Consider the following 18,742-nt stretch of genomic DNA (forward strand, 5'->3'; position numbering starts at 1 on the left):
GCTCTGGGGCCGGGCCGGTTGCGGCTTGGACGACGTGGTCGTGTTGCCGTCGGATGCACTGCTCGTGGGCTCGTTCGCAGCGGTATCGGGAGCTTCGTCCTGCGGCTCGTCGACGACGGGTGCGCTGCGGTCGCCGGGTTCGTCACGAACGACGGGAATCTCCCCGGTCAGTTCGGCCACGGAGATGCCGCCCTTGACGCCTCGCCGGCGTCGCCCTCCTGCCGTCAGGTTGGTCTTCTGGCCGTTTCTGGCCAACAGCTCGGCGACCGAGATCTGCCCGGTGTCTTCCGGGTTGGCGTCGCTCATCTCGAACTCCCCACCAGATCGCCGTCGGCTTCGGTGTCCAGCTTCCTCAAAATCAAACCTTCCCTCAGCGCCCACGGACAGATCTCGAGTGATTCCACCGACAGTGCCCGCATGCTCGCCTCCGCTACCAGCGCCCCGGCCACCAGTTGTGGTGACCTGTCGGCACTGATGCCTTCCAATTCTGCACGGTCGGCGGCCGTCATCCGCGATATGAACGCGATGAGTTGCCTCAGACCGCTCGCCGTCAGCGTTCTCGTCACTCGCGGACCGGCTGCGGAAGGCGCAGCACCGGTCAAGCGAGCCAACGAACGAAATGTCTTCGACGTTCCCACCGCGCGGTCTGCATCGCCCGCAGCCAACAGTTCCTTGGCCGGTGTCGCGAGTTCGGCATCCAACCAGTCACGAAGCACGGCGATACGACGCTTTCCCGGAGGATCCTCGTCGAGCCAGTCCCGAGTGAGGCGGCCGGCACCGAGCTGCAGGGAGAACGCCACGTCGGGATTCTCGTCGCTGCCGCTGGTCAGTTCCAGCGATCCGCCGCCGATGTCGAGTCCGAGGATGCGCCCGGCGCTCCAGCCGTACCAGCGGCGCACGGCCAGGAACGTCAATCTGGCCTCGTCCACGCCCGACAGGGTTTCCAGGGCCACTCCGGTCTCGGCGAGAACCCGCGCGAGAACGTCGTCGGAGTTGTAGGCGTCGCGCACCGCAGAGGTGGCGAACGCCATCAGTTCACTGCAACCCGACCGGGCGGCGATGGCGGCGAACTCACGCACCTCGTCGACGAGCCGATCGGCACCCGCAGGAGTGATGTTGCCGAACGCGTCGGTGTTCTCCGACAGGCGCAACGTCGCCTTGCTCGAGCTCATCGGCGTCGGGTGTGCGCCACGGTGTGCGTCCACTACGAGCAGATGCACCGTGTTGCTACCGACGTCGAGCACCCCTAATCGCACAACCCCACGGTACTGGGTCTACCGTCGTCGTTTGTGACAGCAGGTCGTGAGCAGCAGTCGTTCGCTGCAGAGGTCGAGTTGGATTTCCCGCGAGAATGGGTCGAGTTTCCCGACCCCGACAATGCCGAACATGTCATTGCCGCCGATCTGACGTGGCTGTTGTCCAACTGGACCTGCGTGTTCGGTACCCCCGCCTGCCAGGGCACCGTCGAGGGTCGCCCCGACGACGGATGCTGTTCGCACGGCGCGTTCCTGTCCGACGAGGACGACAAACGCAAGCTCGACGAGTCGGTGAAGTTGCTCACGCCGCAGGACTGGCAGCTGATGGACAAGGGTCTGGGCAAGAAGGGATACGTCGAACACGACGATCTCGACGACGAGCAATCTCTGCGCACGCGGCGGTACAAGGGTGCGTGCATCTTCCAGAACCGACCCGGGTTCGAGGGTGGCATCGGGTGCGCATTGCATTCGATGGCGCTGCGCAAAGGCATCGAGCCGCTCGAAGTCAAGCCCGACGTGTGTTGGCAGTTGCCCATCAGGCGCACCCAGGATTGGGTGACGCGTCCCGACGGCTCCGAGATTCTCAAGACCACCATCGGCGAGTACGACCGACGCGGTTGGGGCGAAGGCGGACTCGATCTGCACTGGTACTGCTCCGGCTCACCCGACGCGCACGTCGGAGCCAAGCAGGTGTTCGAGTCGTACAAGCCGGAATTGACCGAGCTGCTCGGCAAGGCTGCGTACGAGGAGTTGGCGTCCCTGTGCAAGCGTCGCCGTGGCCTCGGTCTGATTGCCGTACATCCGGCCACTCGTGAGGCCCAGCGCCGGTAGGGCGGCTGGCGCCGCACGTGAGTGGAAACTCGTAGCCCACTACGAGTTTTCACTCACATGCCGCAGGCTCTACCCCTCGAGCTTGTAGCCCAGACCGCGCACGGTGACGAGGTGTTCCGGCTTGGCCGGGTCGGTCTCGATTTTCGACCGCAGTCGTTTGACGTGCACGTCGAGAGTCTTCGTGTCGCCCACGTAGTCGGCACCCCACACCCGGTCGATCAACTGGCCCCTGGTCAGTACCCGGCCGGAGTTGCGCAGCAGGTATTCGAGCAGGTCGAACTCCTTGAGCGGCAACGTGATCTGATCGGATCCGACCATCACCACGTGGCGTTCGACGTCCATCCGCACCGGACCGGCTTCGAGCACTCCGGTGTCGGTGCCGCCATCGACCTCGGCGTCACTGCCGCGGCGCAGTACGGCGCGGATACGAGCGATCAGCTCACGGGCCGAATACGGCTTGGTGACGTAGTCGTCGGCACCGAGTTCGAGCCCGACGACCTTGTCGATCTCACTGTCGCGCGCGGTCACCATGATCACCGGAACGCCTGAGCGCGAGCGCAATTGCTTGCACACGTCGGTGCCGCTCATTCCGGGAAGCATCAGGTCGAGCAGCACGATGTCCGCGCCGGCACGATCGAATTCGGCCAGAGCCGACGGTCCGTCGCCGACGACGGTGGCCTCGAACCCCTCTTTGCGGAGCAGGAAGGCCAGTGGATCGGCCAACGACTCTTCGTCTTCCACGATCAGAACGTTGGTCACTGATTCTCTCTTTCTGTAACCGCGGCGTCGTCTTCTTCTTCGAAGTACGCGGGGATCTGGAGGGTGAAGGTGGATCCGGTGCCCAGCTTGCTCCACAGCGAGATGCTGCCGTTGTGGTTGGCTGCGACGTGTTTGGCGATGGCAAGGCCCAGGCCTGTGCCGCCGGTGGCCCGCGACCGAGCTTTGTCGACGCGGAAGAATCTCTCGAAGACGCGTTCCTGGTCCGCCTTGGCGATACCGATTCCGCGGTCGGTGACGGCGAACGCGACGTTGGAGCCGCGCAGTGCCCTACTGACCGAGACGGGTGAACCGTCGGAGGAGTACGCGATCGCGTTCTGGATGAGGTTGGCCAGGGCCGTCACCAGGAGCGCCTGGTCGCCGAGTACTTCGAGCCCGCTCGGGTGGTCGGTGGTGACGGAGATGCCCGCGTTCTCGGCAGCGAGTTTGGACCGGTCCATCGCCTCGTTGACGACGGTGTCGACGTCGACCACTTCCAGGTCGGGCAGTTTCTCGGCCCCCTGCAGACGCGACAGTGCGATCAGCTCGGTCACCATGTTGCCCAGGCGTTTGGATTCGGCGACGACCTTGCTGCCGAAGTGCCGGACGGAGTCCGGGTCGTCCGCGGATTCGAGCAGCGCCTCGGCCAGCAGGCTCATCGCACCGACCGGTGTCTTCAGTTCGTGACTGACGTTGGCCACGAAGTCGCGACGCGTGGCCTCCATCCGTACCTGCTCGGAATCGTCGTCGGCGAAGAGAACGACGAACCGTCGGTCCTCTTTGCTGAGCAGTCTCGCGACGCACCGGACGGCGATCTTGTCGCGGCCGGGCCGGGGGGCCTTGGCACTGAGATCGACTTCGACGGGATTGCCGTCGGACAGTACTTTCGTCGCCGCGGCCCACGCCCGCTCGTCGATGGAACGGTTACGCACCAGGCCGAGCTCCTCGGCCCGAGGATTCGACAGCACCACGTCGTGAAATTGATCGACGACGGCAATACCGCTCTCCGACGCCAGCACGATCAGGTCCAGTACCTGCGACATCGTCAATCCGGAGGTGGCGCGGCGGCGCTCCGAGTGTCGAGTGTTGAGGTACGGGATCAGAACACCGCCGACGAGGTATCCCACGAAGGCCGCGGCAATTGCCAGTAGTACGGCCGATGCAACACTCACACCGGAATCGTACGTTCGATGGACGGCTCACATACGCAGGGTGCAGGCATTTCCCTGGTCGTCATAGCCCTCGTCGGCAGTGTTCTTCGTTCGTTCACCTGCAGTTTCGACAAACTGCCGGTTTGTGCGTGGCGGAGTTACTTACCGCCCTGGTTTGCCACGGCAGCCGCACCCGCAGCCGCTGCTTCCGGATCCAGGTAGGTGCCACCCGGATTGGTCGGCTTCAGCTTGCCGTCGACCTCGGTGAGGTCGTACTGCAGTGGGATGCCGGTGGGGATGTTCAGTTCGGCGATGTCCGCGTCGGAGATCTCGTCGAGGTACTTCACGAGTGCACGCAGCGAGTTGCCGTGTGCGGCGACGAGCACGTTCTTGCCGGCCTTCAGATCGGCGACGATCGTCTCCTCGAAGTACGGGATGAGCCGTTCGACGACGTCGGCGAGGCATTCGGTCAGCGGAACGCTGTCCAGGTCGGCGTAACGGGGATCGGCATCCTGGCTGAATTCGCTGCCGACCTCGATGGCGGGTGGCGGGGTGTCGTAGCTACGACGCCACAGCATGAACTGCTCGTTGCCGTACTTGTCCTTGGTCTCGGCCTTGTTCAAGCCCTGCAGTGCGCCGTAGTGCCGCTCGTTCAGACGCCAATCGCGCACGACGGGGATCCAATGCCGCTCGGCCGCGTCGAGCGCGAGGTTCGCGGTGCTGATCGCGCGGCGCAGCAGCGAGGTGTACAGCAGGTCGGGCAGGACGCCCGCCTCGGCGAGGAGCTGGCCGGCGCGCTTGCCCTCGGCCTCGCCCTTCTCGGTCAGTCGCACGTCGACCCAGCCGGTGAACTGGTTGGACGCGTTCCATTCGCTCTCGCCGTGACGAAGCAGAATCAGGGTTCCGATACTCATGTGGTCAGTTTCTCATGCGGGACGCTGGGGAGTGGAGCCTGCGGAACGACCTAACGCTGGGGGTCGTGGCCCGCGTGCGACGAGCACGCCGACGACGACGATCATGACGACCGCGGTGAGGGTGATCGGGATGGGAATGATCGGGTCGAACAAGACGAGCACGGCACCGACCGGAACCGCGATGTTAACGACGCGATCCGCGTGGGCGCGGATGGCGATCAGCCAGACGCCGAGGACGAATATCGCAATCGGCACCGTGACGGTGAACGACGCGGCGACGTCCCCGAGCTTGCTGTGTTCGGTGAGCACATCGATCTCGACCTCGATGCCGGCCGAGAACGCGCCCGCCGCGGCGAAGATGAAGTAGTGCGTGTAGCCGTAGATCAGCGAGTTGCCGAACTTTCCGATGGCCCGGTGATGCGGCGGCCAGAAGTAGATCCACCACAGACTCGCGGTGACGACGAGGGTGAGGACGGAAATCGAGATCAAGGGTGCCAGCGCCGTCTCGTCGTGCAGCGCTTCGATGATGGCGTTGGCCGATGCGAGCAGACTCTCGCCGAGCAGTATCAGCGTGAACAGCCCGTAGCGTTCGGTGATGTGATGCGGGTGCCATGGCGTCGACCCGCTGCGTTCGGCGATCAACGGAACCGCCATTTCCGCGGCTGCCAACACGAAGAACAAGACGACGGCGGCTGTGCCGTCGAACAGCACCAGCCAGAGAATCCACAGAACTTGAACGCCCGCAATGCCTGTCGCGTATGTCAGTGCGGTCTTCTTGTAGTCACCGGTCCGAGACGCTCGAACCCATTGCGTCACCATCGCCACGCGCATCACGACGTAGCCGAGCACTACGACCGCAAAATCCTTGTCCACGAACGCCGATTCGACTCCGGCGGCGAGCACCAGCACGCCGGCCATCTGTACGACGGTCAGCGTTCGATAGAGCCAGTCGTCGGTATCGAAGGAGGTGGCGAACCACGTGAAGTTCATCCACGCCCACCAGATCGCGAAGAACACGAGCGCGTAACTGAGCAGGCCGTCGGCGACATGGTTCTCGGTGAGCGCGTGATGGAGTTGCACCGCCGCGATACTGACGGCCACGACGAACACGAGGTCGAAGAACAATTCGAGTGGACTCGCCGCGCGATGCGGTTCGTTCGGATCGCGCGGACGCATCTGTACCAGCCGGGCCGTGGAAAGATTCACGAAGGCAGAGTAAGGCATCCGATTCGCGAATGTTGTCGTGATTGCGTTGCCGTAGTTGCCTTTACGGACATTTCGGGCAGGGTCGACGGTATGGCGTTGGCAATGTACGGAACCTCCCACCCTTTTGGGCGACCGCGCGCCGGGGTTGCGCGCATAGCGGGGGTGAGAGGTCCGGAGAAAGGGTGTGAGGTTGCGGGACTACTCCCCCAGCGCCGCCCCGATCTCGCCGACCCGAGCGCCCACGCTCCGATCGATCTCTTCGGTGTCGACGAAATAGCGACGAAACACCGAGCGCATCAATTCGATGACCTCGATGTGTTGCCTGATCGCAACAGCCGCCGACCGTTCCTCACCATCGGCCAGTCGCTTGAACTTGCGACCCAGCTGTCGAGCTGAAGGAAGCGTTCCGAATGCGTCGAGATCGACGAGAAACTCCGTCTTCTGCAACATGCCATTCAGGTGTCTGAGATATTCGGCGCACGCCTGGTCGCACTGGAACGCCACGCCCTCCGGAATCTCGAGCGCCCCCGCGGCCGCCTGCTCGGACAGGTTGCGCCACTGCTGCATCGACACTGCAAGACTTTTGACGTTAGTCCCCACCAGATCCCCCATCGGTCAATTTGTTGCCGGAGGCAGCGACGAACGCAGAGAGCCTGCGATCCGCATGATCTCCACGCACGGGTCACCCTGCGGGTCTTCGGAACCCATTGTGTCGAGGACGAAATACACCAGACCCTTCTCCACCTCGAACGCCATGCCGCAACTTCGTCCGGCGGGGCGATCGGCGCGGAGGAATTGGTATCCGCCGAGACCGTCGACTTTCGAGAATTGATTGAAGCGGTCGTTCGCCTCCAGATCTTCCAGCGGGTGGAAGCCCGAGAACGCGCCCAGGAAGTACCACGATCCAGGGTCAGGGTCTGTCCAGATACACGTCTTCCAGTCGTTGGACAGCGGGGCGTCTCCGAACAAGTTCGAGCTTTTGCTTTCCACATCCAATCCCGCGGCCTCGACGGCGTTGTCCGGGATGGTGCATGGGTCCCAGGGCTCGGTGGCGATCGGCGCAACGCTGGTCGACGTCGGCAACGCAGCATTCGGTGCACTCGGCGTCGACTCACCACATCCGGCGACCAGCATCATCAGTCCGACCACACCCGTCACCCAGCGCCCCGTTGCTCTCACAACTGGTTGGACGCGGCGAGCCCCGACTCGGTTCCCCGGCAACCTCACACCCTTACTACCGACTGCGCGCCCCCGCTCACTCGAGAGCAAGGTCGCGCAGTCGACAAATGCGGTGTGAGGTCACCACCAAGCGGGCATCAGCCGCAGTTCGACGGTGCTGGCTCTCCCCGGAATCGTGCGTCCACGTAGGCGTAGGCCTCGGGCAGTCCGACGATCGATCCGCTGAAGTGCTCGGCGAGTGGATACGCCCGGAACTGCACGGTCGCCCCGGCTGCGCAGTAGCGGTCGACCGTCTCCTTCACCGGCGCGAACGGGGTGATGAAGTCGTTGATGCCGTGCCAGATGTACACCGGGGCCGTGGGGACGCCGTCGTAGTCGACGAGACTGTTCTTCTTCAGTACCGCCTGCGCAGAGGGCAGGGACGCGATGTCGACGTTCGACAGATCTCTCGCGCTCTTGAACGCTCCGCCGATGATGATGGGGCGCCTGCATTCGTTGCTCACGCGATCTCGCAGGGCCAGGCCCGCTGCATTCAGGTTCTCCGAGACGGGGAATTCGGTCGGGTATTCACGTTCGAGTCCGAGTGATGCCGCGAGTGCCATTCCGAAGGCGGGGTGCGGAATCGCGCTGTAGCCCAGGTTCTGTGCGATCAATCCCAGGTCGGCCGGGGTTCCACCGTGCACGCTGGCCACGATGTTCAGCTCCGGCGCGTAAGTGGGTGCCATGGCACCGGCCCACGAGGTCGCCAGTGCGCCTCCCGAGTAACCCAGCAAAGCAACGGGACTGTCCTTCAGCGGCAACTGCTCGAAGTTCTGCACGGCCCGCACACCGTCGAGCGTCAAACGACCTTCGTACTCCGCGGCTCCGTAGGCTCCGGTCGGGCCGAGGTAATCCGGCACCGCAACCGCCCACCCGCGGGCGACCATACCGACGTACAGGCTCGGCGCTTCACCGATCTCGTATGTGAAAAGACCATGCGACGGTGCACATTTGACGCCCAGAGCATTGATGACGGCCTGATAAGACACCAGTGGGGTTCCCGCGCCTTTGCCTCGGGGCATCAGCACCGTGGTCACCGCGGCGACGGGTGCACCTGCGGAGTTGGTGGACCGATACTTGAGTTGCCAGATGTCGGTGTTGGGGTACATCCAGGCGTCGGCCCGTCGGCTGGCCAGGATGTCACCTGGCGCGTGATCGGCGATGTCGGCCGGTGCCGCGTAGAAGACGTCCGGATCCGGGGCCGTCGGCGCGGGAGCCGCCGAAGCTGTTGTGCCCACTGCGAACAGGGACGCGCAGAGCGCCACCAGGATGGACCCCAGGGTAAAGAATTTTCGGATCACAGCGAGCCTTTCGGGTGAGCAAAGTCGAAGATCACGGGACTACGGGAAGAGAGAACTGGTTGATCGGATCCGTCGAGGACACGGTGACGTCCGCTGGGCCCGGCCCACCTGCGAAGGACGGATCCGTCGCGGTGATCTCGACGGCGACGCGATGACCGCGGTCGAATCGATGGACGATGCTGGGCAGCGAGATGGTCACCGGTTCAACGGATCCGGTGAGTACGGCGGGTGCAAGGAGTCCGTGAATCGGGCTCCGCGCACCGTCGGGTGCTACGTCGAGCACGGTGACGAAGACGGTCGCGGGACCGGACACCGTGGGACCGATCGACAGTTCCGGTGCGCCGACGACGTCGATGGGTTCGGTCAGTGGCGGCGTCGTCCAGTTCGCGGCAGAGCCGGGTAGCGAGACCCGCGGCACGGGCAACTCGGCCGCGAGATTCGGCAGTCCGAACGTGGTGGGCATCGACGCACCTGCACCCCGAATCGTCTGCGTCCACACTTCGTTCGACGAATCCCCCTCCGCCAGTGATTCATTCGACAAACGGAACGTGCGGCGAGCACCGACGGGAAATGTCTCGGATTCGACGTAGGCCGGCGACGCGACGCCGGTGTAGGGCACCCAGTCCCGGAAGTAGGTGAAAGCCGGTCCTGGGTCGACGTCACGATCCTTGAGGTGTCGGTCGAGCCAATTGCCCACCAGTGCCGCTTCGTGCTGAGTGAACGGGTCGGGGGCCTTGATGTCGAACTCACCCGGATAACCCTTGCGATCGTTGTGTCCCCACGAGTGCCAGACCATGGACGTTTCCACTCCCCGCGCCCGCAGGGCCTCGAATGTAGCTGCGGCCTCGTCGAGACTGAACAGCGAATCTTTCTGCCCCTGCGTGAGCAACACCGGCACATCGACTCGATCGAGATAGTCCACCGGTGAGACATGACGCATCGCCGCCAGAGTTCCCGGGTCGGGTTCGCGATTGGCCGTGAAGGCGGACGCGGCGTCGCACACCCACTGGGCGTAGTTCGGGCACCCCTGTGCCCGTGCCGGATCCACGGCGTATCCGCCCGGTCCGGTCAGAACGGCACCGGCGGCCAGAAATGCCGAACCGAACACGCTCTTGACCGGCCCGACGGATCTGCGGCCGGCCCCGTCCGGTGCCAACGACCGCGCCAGATCGTTCCAGGTGATCATCGACGCGACGGTGTCCAATCGTCGATCGACCGACGCCGTCGCCAATCCCGTTGCGCCGGCATAGGAACCGCCGAGGTAGCCGACGCGCGGGTCACCCGGTGCGTCGAGGCGAACCACATCCAGCGCCGGGGCGGCCACCGTCCGTGCGGGATCGGTGAACACCCCGCTGCTCTCACCGGCGAGATAGCCGATGAGGGCCGACGCGGCCATGCCGTCGTAATCGGGGTCGGCGAAATAGATCTTGCATGTCGAGCCGCCGAAACCCAGGGCCGAGTACGTCAGTACCACGTAGCCGTGAGTGGCGAATCTGGCAGCGGCACCGGCCTGGTCGTCCTTGGATCCGCCGAAACCGTTGCTGGTCAGAATGGCTGGAGCTCGGTGGTCCGGTCCGAGCCCGACAGGAACGTACACATCTCCGACGACGGTGCAGTGCTGGTCGCGTTCGGACCCCACTGCGACGTCGAAGTATCGAGTCTGCACCGAGAAGTCGCCGAGCGTCTGCGGTGCCAGGACCGGAAGCTCTGCTGCATATCCGGGCGCGGAAGCCGCGACCAGAGCCGTCGTCACAGCAGCGACGACGGTTGCCAGTCTTCTCATCGGAGGCAGTTCGTAGGCGGTGCGACACCCCGGAACCTGTTGTCCAGGAATGTCAGTGCCGCGGGAAGACCCTCGAACGCCGCCTGGATGTGCTGCGGTGCGTGGACGACGTCAAACTGCAAGGTGGCACCACTCGCGCAGTACCGAGCAGCAGTGTCACGCAACGCACCGATCGGAATGAGCGGATCGTTGTCGCTTCCCCACAGAAGCGTGGGTGCCGTCGGCACACCGGCGTACTTGACCAGACTGTTCTCGTCGATGATCTGCTGCGCCTCGGGGCTGTCCACCAACGACGTAGTGGTCGAGACCGCCAGCGCACTCTTGAAGGCTCCGGTCGCAAGAATCACCGGCGTGCACGCATTCGACACCTGATCCTTCAACGCCAGACCGGTGGGATTGAGCTGCGCGGTGATCGGCAGGCGATCCGGGTATTCGCGTTCGAGTCCGAGGGCGGCCGCGAACGCGAGACCGAATGCCTGATGGGGCTGAAAACCCAACGCGCGAGCGATGTTGTCCAGATCCGCAGGCACACCTCCGGCTGCGGCACCCACGATGTTCAGCTCGGGTGCATAGCTGGGAGCGAGCGCCGCGGCCCACGCCGTCGCCATACCGCCGCCGGAGTAACCGGCCATACCTACCGGGCTCGCTGCCAAACCCAGTTCCGGCACGCGCTGTGCGGCGCGGACGCCGTCGAGCGTGATCTGTCCGCCCAACTTGGCTGCGCCGTAAGCACTTTTGGGCCCGAGGTGGTCCGGTACCGCCACGGTCCATCCACGCATCAGCGCGAGGTTGAGAAATTCACGTTCCTGCACACCGGTCGTCGGGTCGGCACCGAACAGGGACTCCGACGGTGCGCACTGCAATCCGAGCGCATTGACGAACGGCTGATACGACAGTAGAGGCCCACCGGGTGCGCGGTTCGTCGGTGCCAGAACGGTTGTCACTGCGGCGATGGCGTCGCCTCGGGAATCGGACGACCGGTACTGGAGCTGCCAGATGTCGGCACCGGGATACAGGGGGCTCGAAAACCGCCGACTGGCAACGACATCGCCGTTGTTCTTCCCGTTCAGGTCCGCAGCCGCCGCATACAACGTGCCGGGTACCGGGGCCGGATCACCGGGCGCGGCCGACGCATGGGGAGCAGCTACGAACAACAGCGACATCAGCCCGACGACGAGTGTCGAGGTCACGAGGGTGCGAAGCATGGTGTAACTCTTCTCGATTTCGATCGGCCCGAACTCCTGGTCCGGGTGAGATATTGACGGATGCTGTTGCGGGACAATCACTTAGAAATATTCACGGCACACCCTGGGAGACCATCGACGAGCTGCGTTCGACGACGCCGCGGGGCAGCGCGGCCGCGACTGCGGTGGCCACCACCATGGTCGCGGCCAGCCCGAACAACACCGTCCGCTGAGACGCCAGATAGTCCGCGGCAACCGGCTCCGCAGGAAGCAGACCGAAGTACAGGGCCCCGGTCACCGCGGTTCCCACAGCCGATCCCACTTGTTGGACGGTCGGCAGAATTCCCGAGGCCGAGCCGATAGCGTGCGGGGCTACCCCCGCGACGATGGTGCTCTGCAACGGCGCGATCACCGACCCGAGACCCGCTCCCAGTACCCCGAGCGGCACGACCGCCCACCAGGGAAAGCCGGCACGGCCCAGATTTCCGGTGGTGACGCCGAGAACGAGCAGAGCCATTCCCATGGCAGCCGCGCCGGCCGCAACGACGCGAGAATCCCAGTGGTGGAACGAGATCGGCGCGGCCACCGAAGCGAGCACCGCCCCGAGCGCGAAGGGAACAGTGATCACTCCCACCGTCGACGCGCTCTCACCCAGTCCGGATTGCAGTGTCACCGACATCGTCAGAACGAACCCGGTGAAGGTCCCGTACACGAGAGCCGATACGGCGCATCCCACGGAGAATCCTCGCTCACCGAAGACGCCGATGTTCACCATGACGTGTGCTCCTGCAGCACGTCGGCGACGCTCCCACATCGCGAACCCGGCCAGTGTCGTCAGACCGAGCGCAACCGCGGGCAACGCTGCGGCGACACTCGAGCTGATCATGACGGGACAGACGATCAGCAGGGCCGCGATCGACCACAGGACGGCACCGACCGGGTCGAACCGCCCGCCGTGTCCGGCCGGGACCTGCTCGGTACCCGGTGCCACGAACCTACGGCCGAGAACGATCGCCGCCGCCGCGATCGGGACGTTGATCAGAAACAGTGCTCGCCAACCGGCTCCGAGGATGTCGAGGTGCAGCAGCGCTGCGCCGATGGACGGCCCGGCGAGTCCAGCCAGCCCCGCGGTGCCACCGTACAGCGCGAACGCGGTGGTGCGCCGCGTGCCGGAGTAGGCCGCTGTCACGATCGCCACCGTCTGCGCCGACATCGCCGCTCCCCCGAGCCCCTGCAGCACGCGAGCGAGGACGAGCAGTTCGACCGTGGGCGCGTAGGCGCAGAGCACCGATGTCACGGCGAACAGCGCAGTGCCGGTGACGAATACCGTTCTGCGCCCGAACACCTCACCTGCGCGCGCCATCGTGAGCAGCGCGCAGGCGAAGGCGAGCAGATACGCCGTCGGGATCCAGACCTGCTGGGTGCCCGACGCGTCGAGGTCACGCGCGATCGTCGGTAACGCCACGGTGACGGCGGTGACGTCGATCATCTGCATCGTGACGGCCAGCAGGCAGGCACCCAGCGTCAGCCACGACCCGCGGCGAGGGAGCGTCATACCCTGCTGACGTCCGGAAGCTCGTGGGCCAACACGTGAGCCTCGGGTGGCTGTGGGATGTAGTCGCCCTTGTCGACCACGGCAGCGTAGATTTCGGAAATCTTGGAGAAGTACAGGTCGATCGAACGATCGGCCTCGTCCGTGCCCGGGTACAGGAACTCGACGCCGGTGTGGTCCTCGAAGCGGTTGATCCACATGAAGACTTCCTCGGAACTGCCGCGGTTGCCGTAGAGACCCGCTCCCGCCGCATCCAATTCGGCTTCGCCCGGCAACTTGCGAACGTCGACGTACGAGATCATCGGCGCGGTCCATCCCGGCTGGGTCGTGATTCCGTGGTCCGGCAAGGCCAGCTCGAGCACCCGGTGGTACGAGGTGTTCGCCAGCAACTTTCCGGAGTCGAATGCTGCCTGTGCGAGCACTGCGAGGGTACGGAACGTCGGCTGCTCACCGAGGTCGAATTGCACCGGAATCAGGCTCGAATACCACCCGATCGACGCGAATTCGCCCGGGGTCGCCCGCGTGCTCTTGGGCGTCAGACCGAGGTAGCTGCCCCGGCCGGCGAGCTCGTACTCCGCCAGCGCTGCGGCGGCGAAGATTCCGCCGATGAACTTGACTCCCACGGCTGCACACGCCTCGTCGACTGCCTGCGCGGTGGCACCGTCGAACAACGGGAACGAGCTGTGCGAGGTCCGCGTGTAGTCGGCGCTGTTGCGTCCCAACGGAAGTGGGAACGTCGGCAGATCTCCCCCGTTGTCGGTGACCAAGTCGATCCACGTCCGAACCGCAGGGCTCTCGAGAGTCGTCGCGTCGCTCTCGAGACGTTCACGCTGGCAGTACTCGAGGTAGCTGCCCGGGGTGAACAGGCCGTCGGACTCCCCCGTCACCGCGTTGCGATATAGTTGGCGCAGTTCGTAGTAGGTCAGGGCCTGCGAGATGCCGTCGGTGTCGAGGTGATCGACCGCCGCGTACACCACGAAGTGATCGTCGTGTTCGATCGTTCCGAACGAGAAGCAGTCCCAGCTCTCGGGACCGGGCGTGCTGTCCTGCACGTGACGCCGAATGGCCTCGGAGTCCGCAGGCGTTCCGAAATCGGTCGCTTCGAGCGCGATGTCGGCGACGTCGACAAGGTGGCGCGTCGAACCCTCGGCCGTCGTCGAGAACCAGCTGCGGAACGAATCGTGTCGGGTGACGAACGTGTTGAATGCTCGTCCCATCGCGGTGCGGTCCAGTGCGCCTTCGATCTCGAACGTCACCAGGCACAGCCGGGAGAATCGGAACGACGATCCCCGGTTGCGGTAGGCGGCTTCGAGATACGCCTGCTGGATGTGCGAGGGCGGTGCCGGGTGAACGGGCGCAGCCGCGGCAGCAGCTCGTGAGGCGACGGTGGGTGACCACGTGGTGAGCGGTCCTGGAGCGGGCTTCCACTCGTCGATGAGTCCGAATGCGACCACGACACAACCTTTCGAAGGAGACAGAGCGATTCGACGCGGCGAGGTGCGTCGGAGGGGCCAGTGCATCACCCGGGCAGAGGCCGAGAAACCCCGTCGACGAGCATTTTGGAAAATTGACAACGATTCGCGGGATATCTGTGTCAGAACTGAAGGATCGTCAACATTGTTGTCGGCACCAGTGATTCGCATTACCGTCCAAAGGCACATCGCGCTCGCCGGAGGTTAGTCGTGCGTGGCTCCCACAATGTCAGGAACCGTTGATGCCCAGTCGATTTCGCCTCGGTCAGGCGACCTTGTCGGCGCTGAGTGTGCTCGCTACCGTCGTCGTTCTCCTATCGACTACGGCGGGGTCGGCTTCCGCCGACACCGTCTCGTCGGTGGTCGGCGTCGAGGGAGTTGCCGACCGACGAGACATCGTATGGGTGCATTCGGCAGCCATGGACCGCGATATCCAGCTCGACGTATTTCGGTCGGCGCAGCCCGGTTCACCCACGCTCTATCTACTCAACGGAGCGGCGGGCGGTGACGGGGGAAGCAGCTGGTTCGATCAGACCGACATCGCCGGCTTCTTCGGAGACAAGAACGTCAACGTGGTGGTTCCGCGGGGCGGCGCTGCGAGCTATTACACCGACTGGTTGCACGACGATCCGGTACTGGGCCGAAACATGTGGTCCACCTTTCTCGGTCGCGAACTTCCTCCGGTGATGGATGCTCTGCTCGACGGCAACGGGGCCAATGCGGTCGCCGGTATATCGATGGCAGGCACGTCCGTTCTGCAGTTGGCCATCGCCCATCCCTCGGTGTATCGATCCGTCGCCGCGTTCAGTGGATGCGCACGCACCAGCGACCCGGTGGGTGCCATGTACGTCAGGTCCGTCGTCGAGGCCCGCGGCGGTGGGTCGACCGCCAACATGTGGGGACCACAGGGCAGCGCCGACTGGATTGCCAACGACCCCTACGTCAATGCCGAGGGGCTGCGCGGCATGGCCGTCTACATCTCGTCCGGAACGGGAGCGCCCGGTGCGTTCGACGTGCCGGGCGGCCCCGGTATCGGCAGCGATTACGGCAAGCTCGCCCAACAACTCGCCGTCGGCGCAGTGATCGAAGCGACGACCGATGTGTGCTCGCAACAGATGCAGAAACGGTTGCAGGAGTTGAACATCGAGGCCACCTACAACTTCCGACCCAACGGGACCCATTCCTGGGCCTACTGGCAACAGGATCTGCACGATTCGTGGTCGGTGATCGCACCGTCGTTGGGGCTGCCGACCGGCCCGTCCTGAGCCGTGCACTCCTCGAGCGATGACGAAGGAAAAGCGATGAACCGAACCGACGTTGCGGGCACTCCGGCTCTGGCTGCCACCTGGGCCCGCTCACCGTGGCCACTGGCAGACATCATCCGGGCCCAACGTGGCCGGACCGTCTCGGTCGTGCTGCCCGCTCTCGACGAGGAAGAGACCGTCGCCGGCGTCATCGCCTCGATGACTCCCCATCTGGGCAGCCTGATCGACGAGCTGGTGGTGCTGGATTCGGGATCGACCGACCGCACCGCGGCGCGGGCCCGCTGCGCCGGTGCCACCGTCGTCTCCAGGGAGGACGCCCTACCCGGCACACCCGTGGTTCGCGGCAAGGGTGAAGCGCTGTGGCGCGGAGTGGCCGCCACCTCGGGCGACCTCGTGGTGTTCGTCGACTCCGATCTGGTCGATCCCGGTTCGCACTTCGTTCCCTCCCTCGTCGGTCCACTGGTCATGTCCGACGACGTCGAGTTGGTCAAAGGCTTCTACCGTCGGCCGCTGACGATCGGTGACACCACCGATGAGGACGGCGGCGGCCGCGTCACGCAGCTGACGGTACGTCCTCTGCTGACGGCGCTTCGGCCCGAACTCGCCGGCGTCTTCCAACCCTTGGGCGGGGAATACGCCGCGACTCGTCGCCTCCTGGAAGCACTTCCGTTCGCCCCCGGCTACGGAGTCGAGATCGGTGTACTGCTCGATACGTGCGACCGGTTGGGTATCGGCGCGATCGGCCAGGTCGGACTGGGAACCCGACGGCATCGAAATCGGCCGACGTCGGAGTTGGCTGTCATGAGTCGGCAGATCATCGCCACGATGTTCTCGCGCCTGGGTCTGAGCGATTCCGGAGCCGGGTTCACCACGTTCTCCACCACCGGAACTCAGCTCTCGATGAGCGTGGCACCGTTGTCTCTCGTCGACCGTCCCCCACTGACCACCCTGGACGAATACAACCGCCTCACCCGATGCCCGGCGATGAGTGCACCCGGCTGATTCGAGCGCGGTTTCACGACAACCTCACGCCCCTGCTACCGACTGAGCGCCCATGTTTGCGCCCGAGGAGGGTCGCGCGGTCGGAAAAAGGGGTGTGCACTATCGAAACCCCTGCGCCACAACACAACACCCCGCCCCACTGAGTGTGAGACGGGGTGTTGTCGTGGAACGGAGTTTTACTTTCCAGCCTCCGCTGCCCGCAGATCCTTACGAAGAATCTTGCCGGCCGCAGACTTCGGCACGATGTCGATGAACTCGACGCGTCGAACCTTCTTGTGCGGGGAGACGCGCTCGGCGACGAACGCGATGATGCCCTCTTCGTCGATCGTGGCACCCTGCTGGCGGACGACGAACGCCTTGGGGATTTCCTCGCCCTCGTCGTCGAGAACACCGATGACGGCCGCGTCGGCGATTTCCTCGTGCGTGAGCAGCAGCGCCTCGAGCTCCGCCGGGGGCACCTGGTAGCCCTTGTACTTGATCAGTTCCTTGAGGCGGTCGACGATGTAGACGACGCCCTCGTGGTCGGCGACGGCGATGTCGCCGGTGTGCAGGTAACCGTCGGAGTCGAGGGTCTCCGCGGTGGCGGAGGGATTGTTCAGGTATCCCGCCATCACGTTCGGTCCCTTGACCCACAGCTCGCCCGGCTTGCTCAATCCCTCTGTGGGCAGCTCGATTTCCTCGAGCGTGCCCGGGTCGACGAGCTTGTTCTCGGTGTTGGCCAGTGGCTGGCCCACCGAGCTGAGCGGCATGTCGTCGCGATCGAACGGGATCGCGTGGCTGACCGGGCTGAGCTCGCTCATGCCGTAGCCCTGACGCACCCGCGTGTTCAAGCGCTTGGCGACGGCCTTGCCGAGCTCCTCGTCCAACGGGGCCGCGCCGGAGAAGATGGTGTGCACGCTCGAGAGGTCGTACTGATCGATCATCGGGTGCTTGGCGAGCGCGACGGCCACCGGCGGGGCGATGAACAGGTAGGTCAGCTTCTGGTCCTGGATGATGCGCAGGAACTCGACGAGGTCGAACTTCGGCATCGTCACCAGGTGCGCGCGCAGCTTGAGGGCGATGTTGAGCAGCACCGTCAGGCCGTAGATATGGAAGAACGGCAGCAGCGCCAGGATCGCGTCGTTGCTGTCGATGCCCACGCGCGGTTCCATCTGGGCCACGTTGGCGACGAGGTTGCGGTGCGTGAGGATGACGCCCTTGGGCACACCCGTCGTGCCGGACGAGTACGGCAGCACGGCAACGTGCGTGGCCGGATCGAACGAGACCTCGGGAGCAGGTGCGCCCTGGGTGAGCAGGTCGCGCAGGCTCGGGTGGCCCGCGGCGCCGTCGAGCACGATGACGTGATCGGCGTCGATGCCCACCTTATCCGCGGCGGCCTTGGCCTGCGGGTACAGCGGGGAGACGGTGAACAGGAACTTCGCGCCCGAGCCGGTGAGCTGCTTGGCGATGTCCTCGGCGGTGTAGAGCGCATTGATCGTCGTCGCAGTTCCGCCGGCACGCAGAATGCCGTGCAGCACCGACGCGAATGCGGGGACGTTCGGCGAATGCAGTCCGACGACGTCGCCGACCTCGAGCCCACGGGCAGCGAGCGCCCCGGCGATCGCGTCGACCTGGCCGATCAGGCTCTTGTAGGTGGTGACGTCACCCGACGTGCCGTCGATGAGCGCAGGCTTGTCCAGATCGGACTCGGCGATGGACCCGAACAGGAAGTCGTAGACGCTCAGATTCGGGATCTCGACGTCGGGAAAGGGACTGCGGAAGCTCATGGCTCTCCTTCGAAAAACTGCGGCAACAATGATCGAACCTTACAGTGAAAGCGGTCACATCAGACTTACGACCCTACCGCTGAGT

The 18,742-nt window shown here is 64.8% G+C and carries 16 protein-coding genes and 1 pseudogene; 3 read left to right on the forward strand and 14 right to left on the reverse strand.

Going from position 1 to position 18,742, the window contains the following annotated elements; all coding sequences use genetic code 11:
* Together J1M81_RS26315 and J1M81_RS11315 are read right to left on the reverse strand one after the other, a co-directional pair.
* Positions 1-306 (reverse strand): annotated as a pseudogene (locus J1M81_RS26315) (hypothetical protein); the annotation flags it as partial.
* Entirely contained in the window at positions 303-1,256 is a 954-nt protein-coding gene (locus J1M81_RS11315) for a Ppx/GppA phosphatase family protein (protein WP_032365208.1), read from the reverse strand. The gene J1M81_RS11315 and the pseudogene J1M81_RS26315, both read right to left, overlap by 4 nt.
* A gap of 33 nt (positions 1,257-1,289) precedes the next feature.
* On the opposite strand from J1M81_RS11315, the gene J1M81_RS11320 reads away from it, so the two are divergent.
* Positions 1,290-2,087, forward strand: a complete 798-nt coding sequence (locus J1M81_RS11320) for a hypothetical protein (protein WP_206498035.1) — start codon at positions 1,290-1,292, stop codon at positions 2,085-2,087.
* 69 nt (positions 2,088-2,156) lie between these two features.
* Here the strand turns inward: J1M81_RS11320 and J1M81_RS11325 are convergent, their stop codons facing one another.
* From J1M81_RS11325 to J1M81_RS11375, 11 genes are all read right to left on the reverse strand, one after another.
* Positions 2,157-2,846: a response regulator transcription factor gene (locus J1M81_RS11325; protein WP_027498361.1), complete on the reverse strand. Its 690-nt coding sequence runs from the start codon at positions 2,844-2,846 to the stop codon at positions 2,157-2,159.
* Complete coding sequence (locus tag J1M81_RS11330; RefSeq protein ID WP_045840643.1) at positions 2,843-4,015, reverse strand: cell wall metabolism sensor histidine kinase WalK; 1,173 nt, start codon at positions 4,013-4,015, stop codon at positions 2,843-2,845. Before J1M81_RS11330 ends, J1M81_RS11325 begins: the two co-directional genes overlap by 4 nt.
* Before the next feature lie 137 nt (positions 4,016-4,152).
* Positions 4,153-4,908, reverse strand: a complete 756-nt coding sequence (locus J1M81_RS11335; protein ID WP_032365206.1) for a phosphoglyceromutase — start codon at positions 4,906-4,908, stop codon at positions 4,153-4,155.
* A 12-nt stretch (positions 4,909-4,920) separates the two neighbouring features.
* Positions 4,921-6,084 carry a low temperature requirement protein A gene (locus J1M81_RS11340; protein WP_051365418.1) on the reverse strand — a complete coding sequence of 388 codons (1,164 nt, stop codon included), beginning with the start codon at positions 6,082-6,084 and terminating at the stop codon, positions 4,921-4,923.
* Between the two features lie 228 nt (positions 6,085-6,312).
* Positions 6,313-6,681, reverse strand: a complete 369-nt coding sequence (locus tag J1M81_RS11345; RefSeq protein ID WP_241257961.1) for a hypothetical protein — start codon at positions 6,679-6,681, stop codon at positions 6,313-6,315.
* A gap of 48 nt (positions 6,682-6,729) precedes the next feature.
* Complete coding sequence (locus J1M81_RS11350) at positions 6,730-7,272, reverse strand: DUF3558 domain-containing protein (protein ID WP_206498037.1); 543 nt, start codon at positions 7,270-7,272, stop codon at positions 6,730-6,732.
* Positions 7,273-7,430: 158 nt separating this feature from the next.
* A complete protein-coding gene (locus J1M81_RS11355) occupies positions 7,431-8,630 on the reverse strand; it encodes a lipase family protein (protein ID WP_374223898.1) in 1,200 nt (399 codons plus the stop codon).
* A gap of 34 nt (positions 8,631-8,664) precedes the next feature.
* On the reverse strand, positions 8,665-10,416 hold the full coding sequence (locus J1M81_RS11360) for a CocE/NonD family hydrolase (protein WP_206498038.1): 1,752 nt from the start codon (positions 10,414-10,416) through the stop codon (positions 8,665-8,667).
* A complete protein-coding gene (locus J1M81_RS11365) occupies positions 10,413-11,621 on the reverse strand; it encodes a lipase family protein (RefSeq protein WP_206498039.1) in 1,209 nt (402 codons plus the stop codon). Before J1M81_RS11365 ends, J1M81_RS11360 begins: the two co-directional genes overlap by 4 nt.
* A 91-nt stretch (positions 11,622-11,712) precedes the next feature.
* Positions 11,713-13,155 (reverse strand): MFS transporter, encoded by a 1,443-nt coding sequence (locus tag J1M81_RS11370; RefSeq protein WP_206498040.1) that lies wholly within the window; start codon positions 13,153-13,155, stop codon positions 11,713-11,715.
* Positions 13,152-14,606: a condensation domain-containing protein gene (locus J1M81_RS11375; protein ID WP_206498041.1), complete on the reverse strand. Its 1,455-nt coding sequence runs from the start codon at positions 14,604-14,606 to the stop codon at positions 13,152-13,154. Before J1M81_RS11375 ends, J1M81_RS11370 begins: the two co-directional genes overlap by 4 nt.
* 260 nt (positions 14,607-14,866) lie before the next feature.
* Here J1M81_RS11375 and J1M81_RS11380 point away from each other — a divergent pair, with 260 nt between their 5' ends.
* Both J1M81_RS11380 and J1M81_RS11385 read left to right on the forward strand, forming a co-directional pair.
* Positions 14,867-15,889: an alpha/beta hydrolase family protein gene (locus J1M81_RS11380; RefSeq protein WP_027498369.1), complete on the forward strand. Its 1,023-nt coding sequence runs from the start codon at positions 14,867-14,869 to the stop codon at positions 15,887-15,889.
* A gap of 36 nt (positions 15,890-15,925) precedes the next feature.
* Positions 15,926-16,891, forward strand: coding sequence for a glucosyl-3-phosphoglycerate synthase (locus J1M81_RS11385; RefSeq protein WP_206498042.1), 966 nt, complete (start codon positions 15,926-15,928; stop codon positions 16,889-16,891).
* A 176-nt stretch (positions 16,892-17,067) separates the two neighbouring features.
* Here J1M81_RS11385 and J1M81_RS11390 read toward each other — a convergent pair whose 3' ends face one another.
* Positions 17,068-18,657: an AMP-binding protein gene (locus J1M81_RS11390; RefSeq protein WP_027498371.1), complete on the reverse strand. Its 1,590-nt coding sequence runs from the start codon at positions 18,655-18,657 to the stop codon at positions 17,068-17,070.
* Positions 18,658-18,742 lie beyond the last annotated feature (85 nt).

Origin of the sequence: Rhodococcus sp. KRD175, from assembly GCF_017168275.1 — a bacterium.
Lineage (GTDB): Bacteria > Actinomycetota > Actinomycetes > Mycobacteriales > Mycobacteriaceae > Rhodococcoides > Rhodococcoides fascians.

Bases quoted from the DNA above. Each gene is read 5' to 3' on its own strand.
- J1M81_RS11360 (WP_206498038.1), bottom strand. From the start codon at position 10,416: ATGAGAAGACTGGCAACCGTCGTCGCTGCTGTGACGACGGCTCTGGTC.
- J1M81_RS11340 (WP_051365418.1), bottom strand. From the start codon at position 6,084: ATGCGTCCGCGCGATCCGAACGAACCGCATCGCGCGGCGAGTCCACTC.
- J1M81_RS11365 (WP_206498039.1), bottom strand. From the start codon at position 11,621: ATGCTTCGCACCCTCGTGACCTCGACACTCGTCGTCGGGCTGATGTCG.
- J1M81_RS11335 (WP_032365206.1), bottom strand. From the start codon at position 4,908: ATGAGTATCGGAACCCTGATTCTGCTTCGTCACGGCGAGAGCGAATGG.
- J1M81_RS11390 (WP_027498371.1), bottom strand. From the start codon at position 18,657: ATGAGCTTCCGCAGTCCCTTTCCCGACGTCGAGATCCCGAATCTGAGC.
- J1M81_RS11380 (WP_027498369.1), top strand. From the start codon at position 14,867: ATGCCCAGTCGATTTCGCCTCGGTCAGGCGACCTTGTCGGCGCTGAGT.
- J1M81_RS11385 (WP_206498042.1), top strand. From the start codon at position 15,926: ATGAACCGAACCGACGTTGCGGGCACTCCGGCTCTGGCTGCCACCTGG.
- J1M81_RS11345 (WP_241257961.1), bottom strand. From the start codon at position 6,681: ATGCAGCAGTGGCGCAACCTGTCCGAGCAGGCGGCCGCGGGGGCGCTC.
- J1M81_RS11370 (WP_206498040.1), bottom strand. From the start codon at position 13,155: ATGACGCTCCCTCGCCGCGGGTCGTGGCTGACGCTGGGTGCCTGCCTG.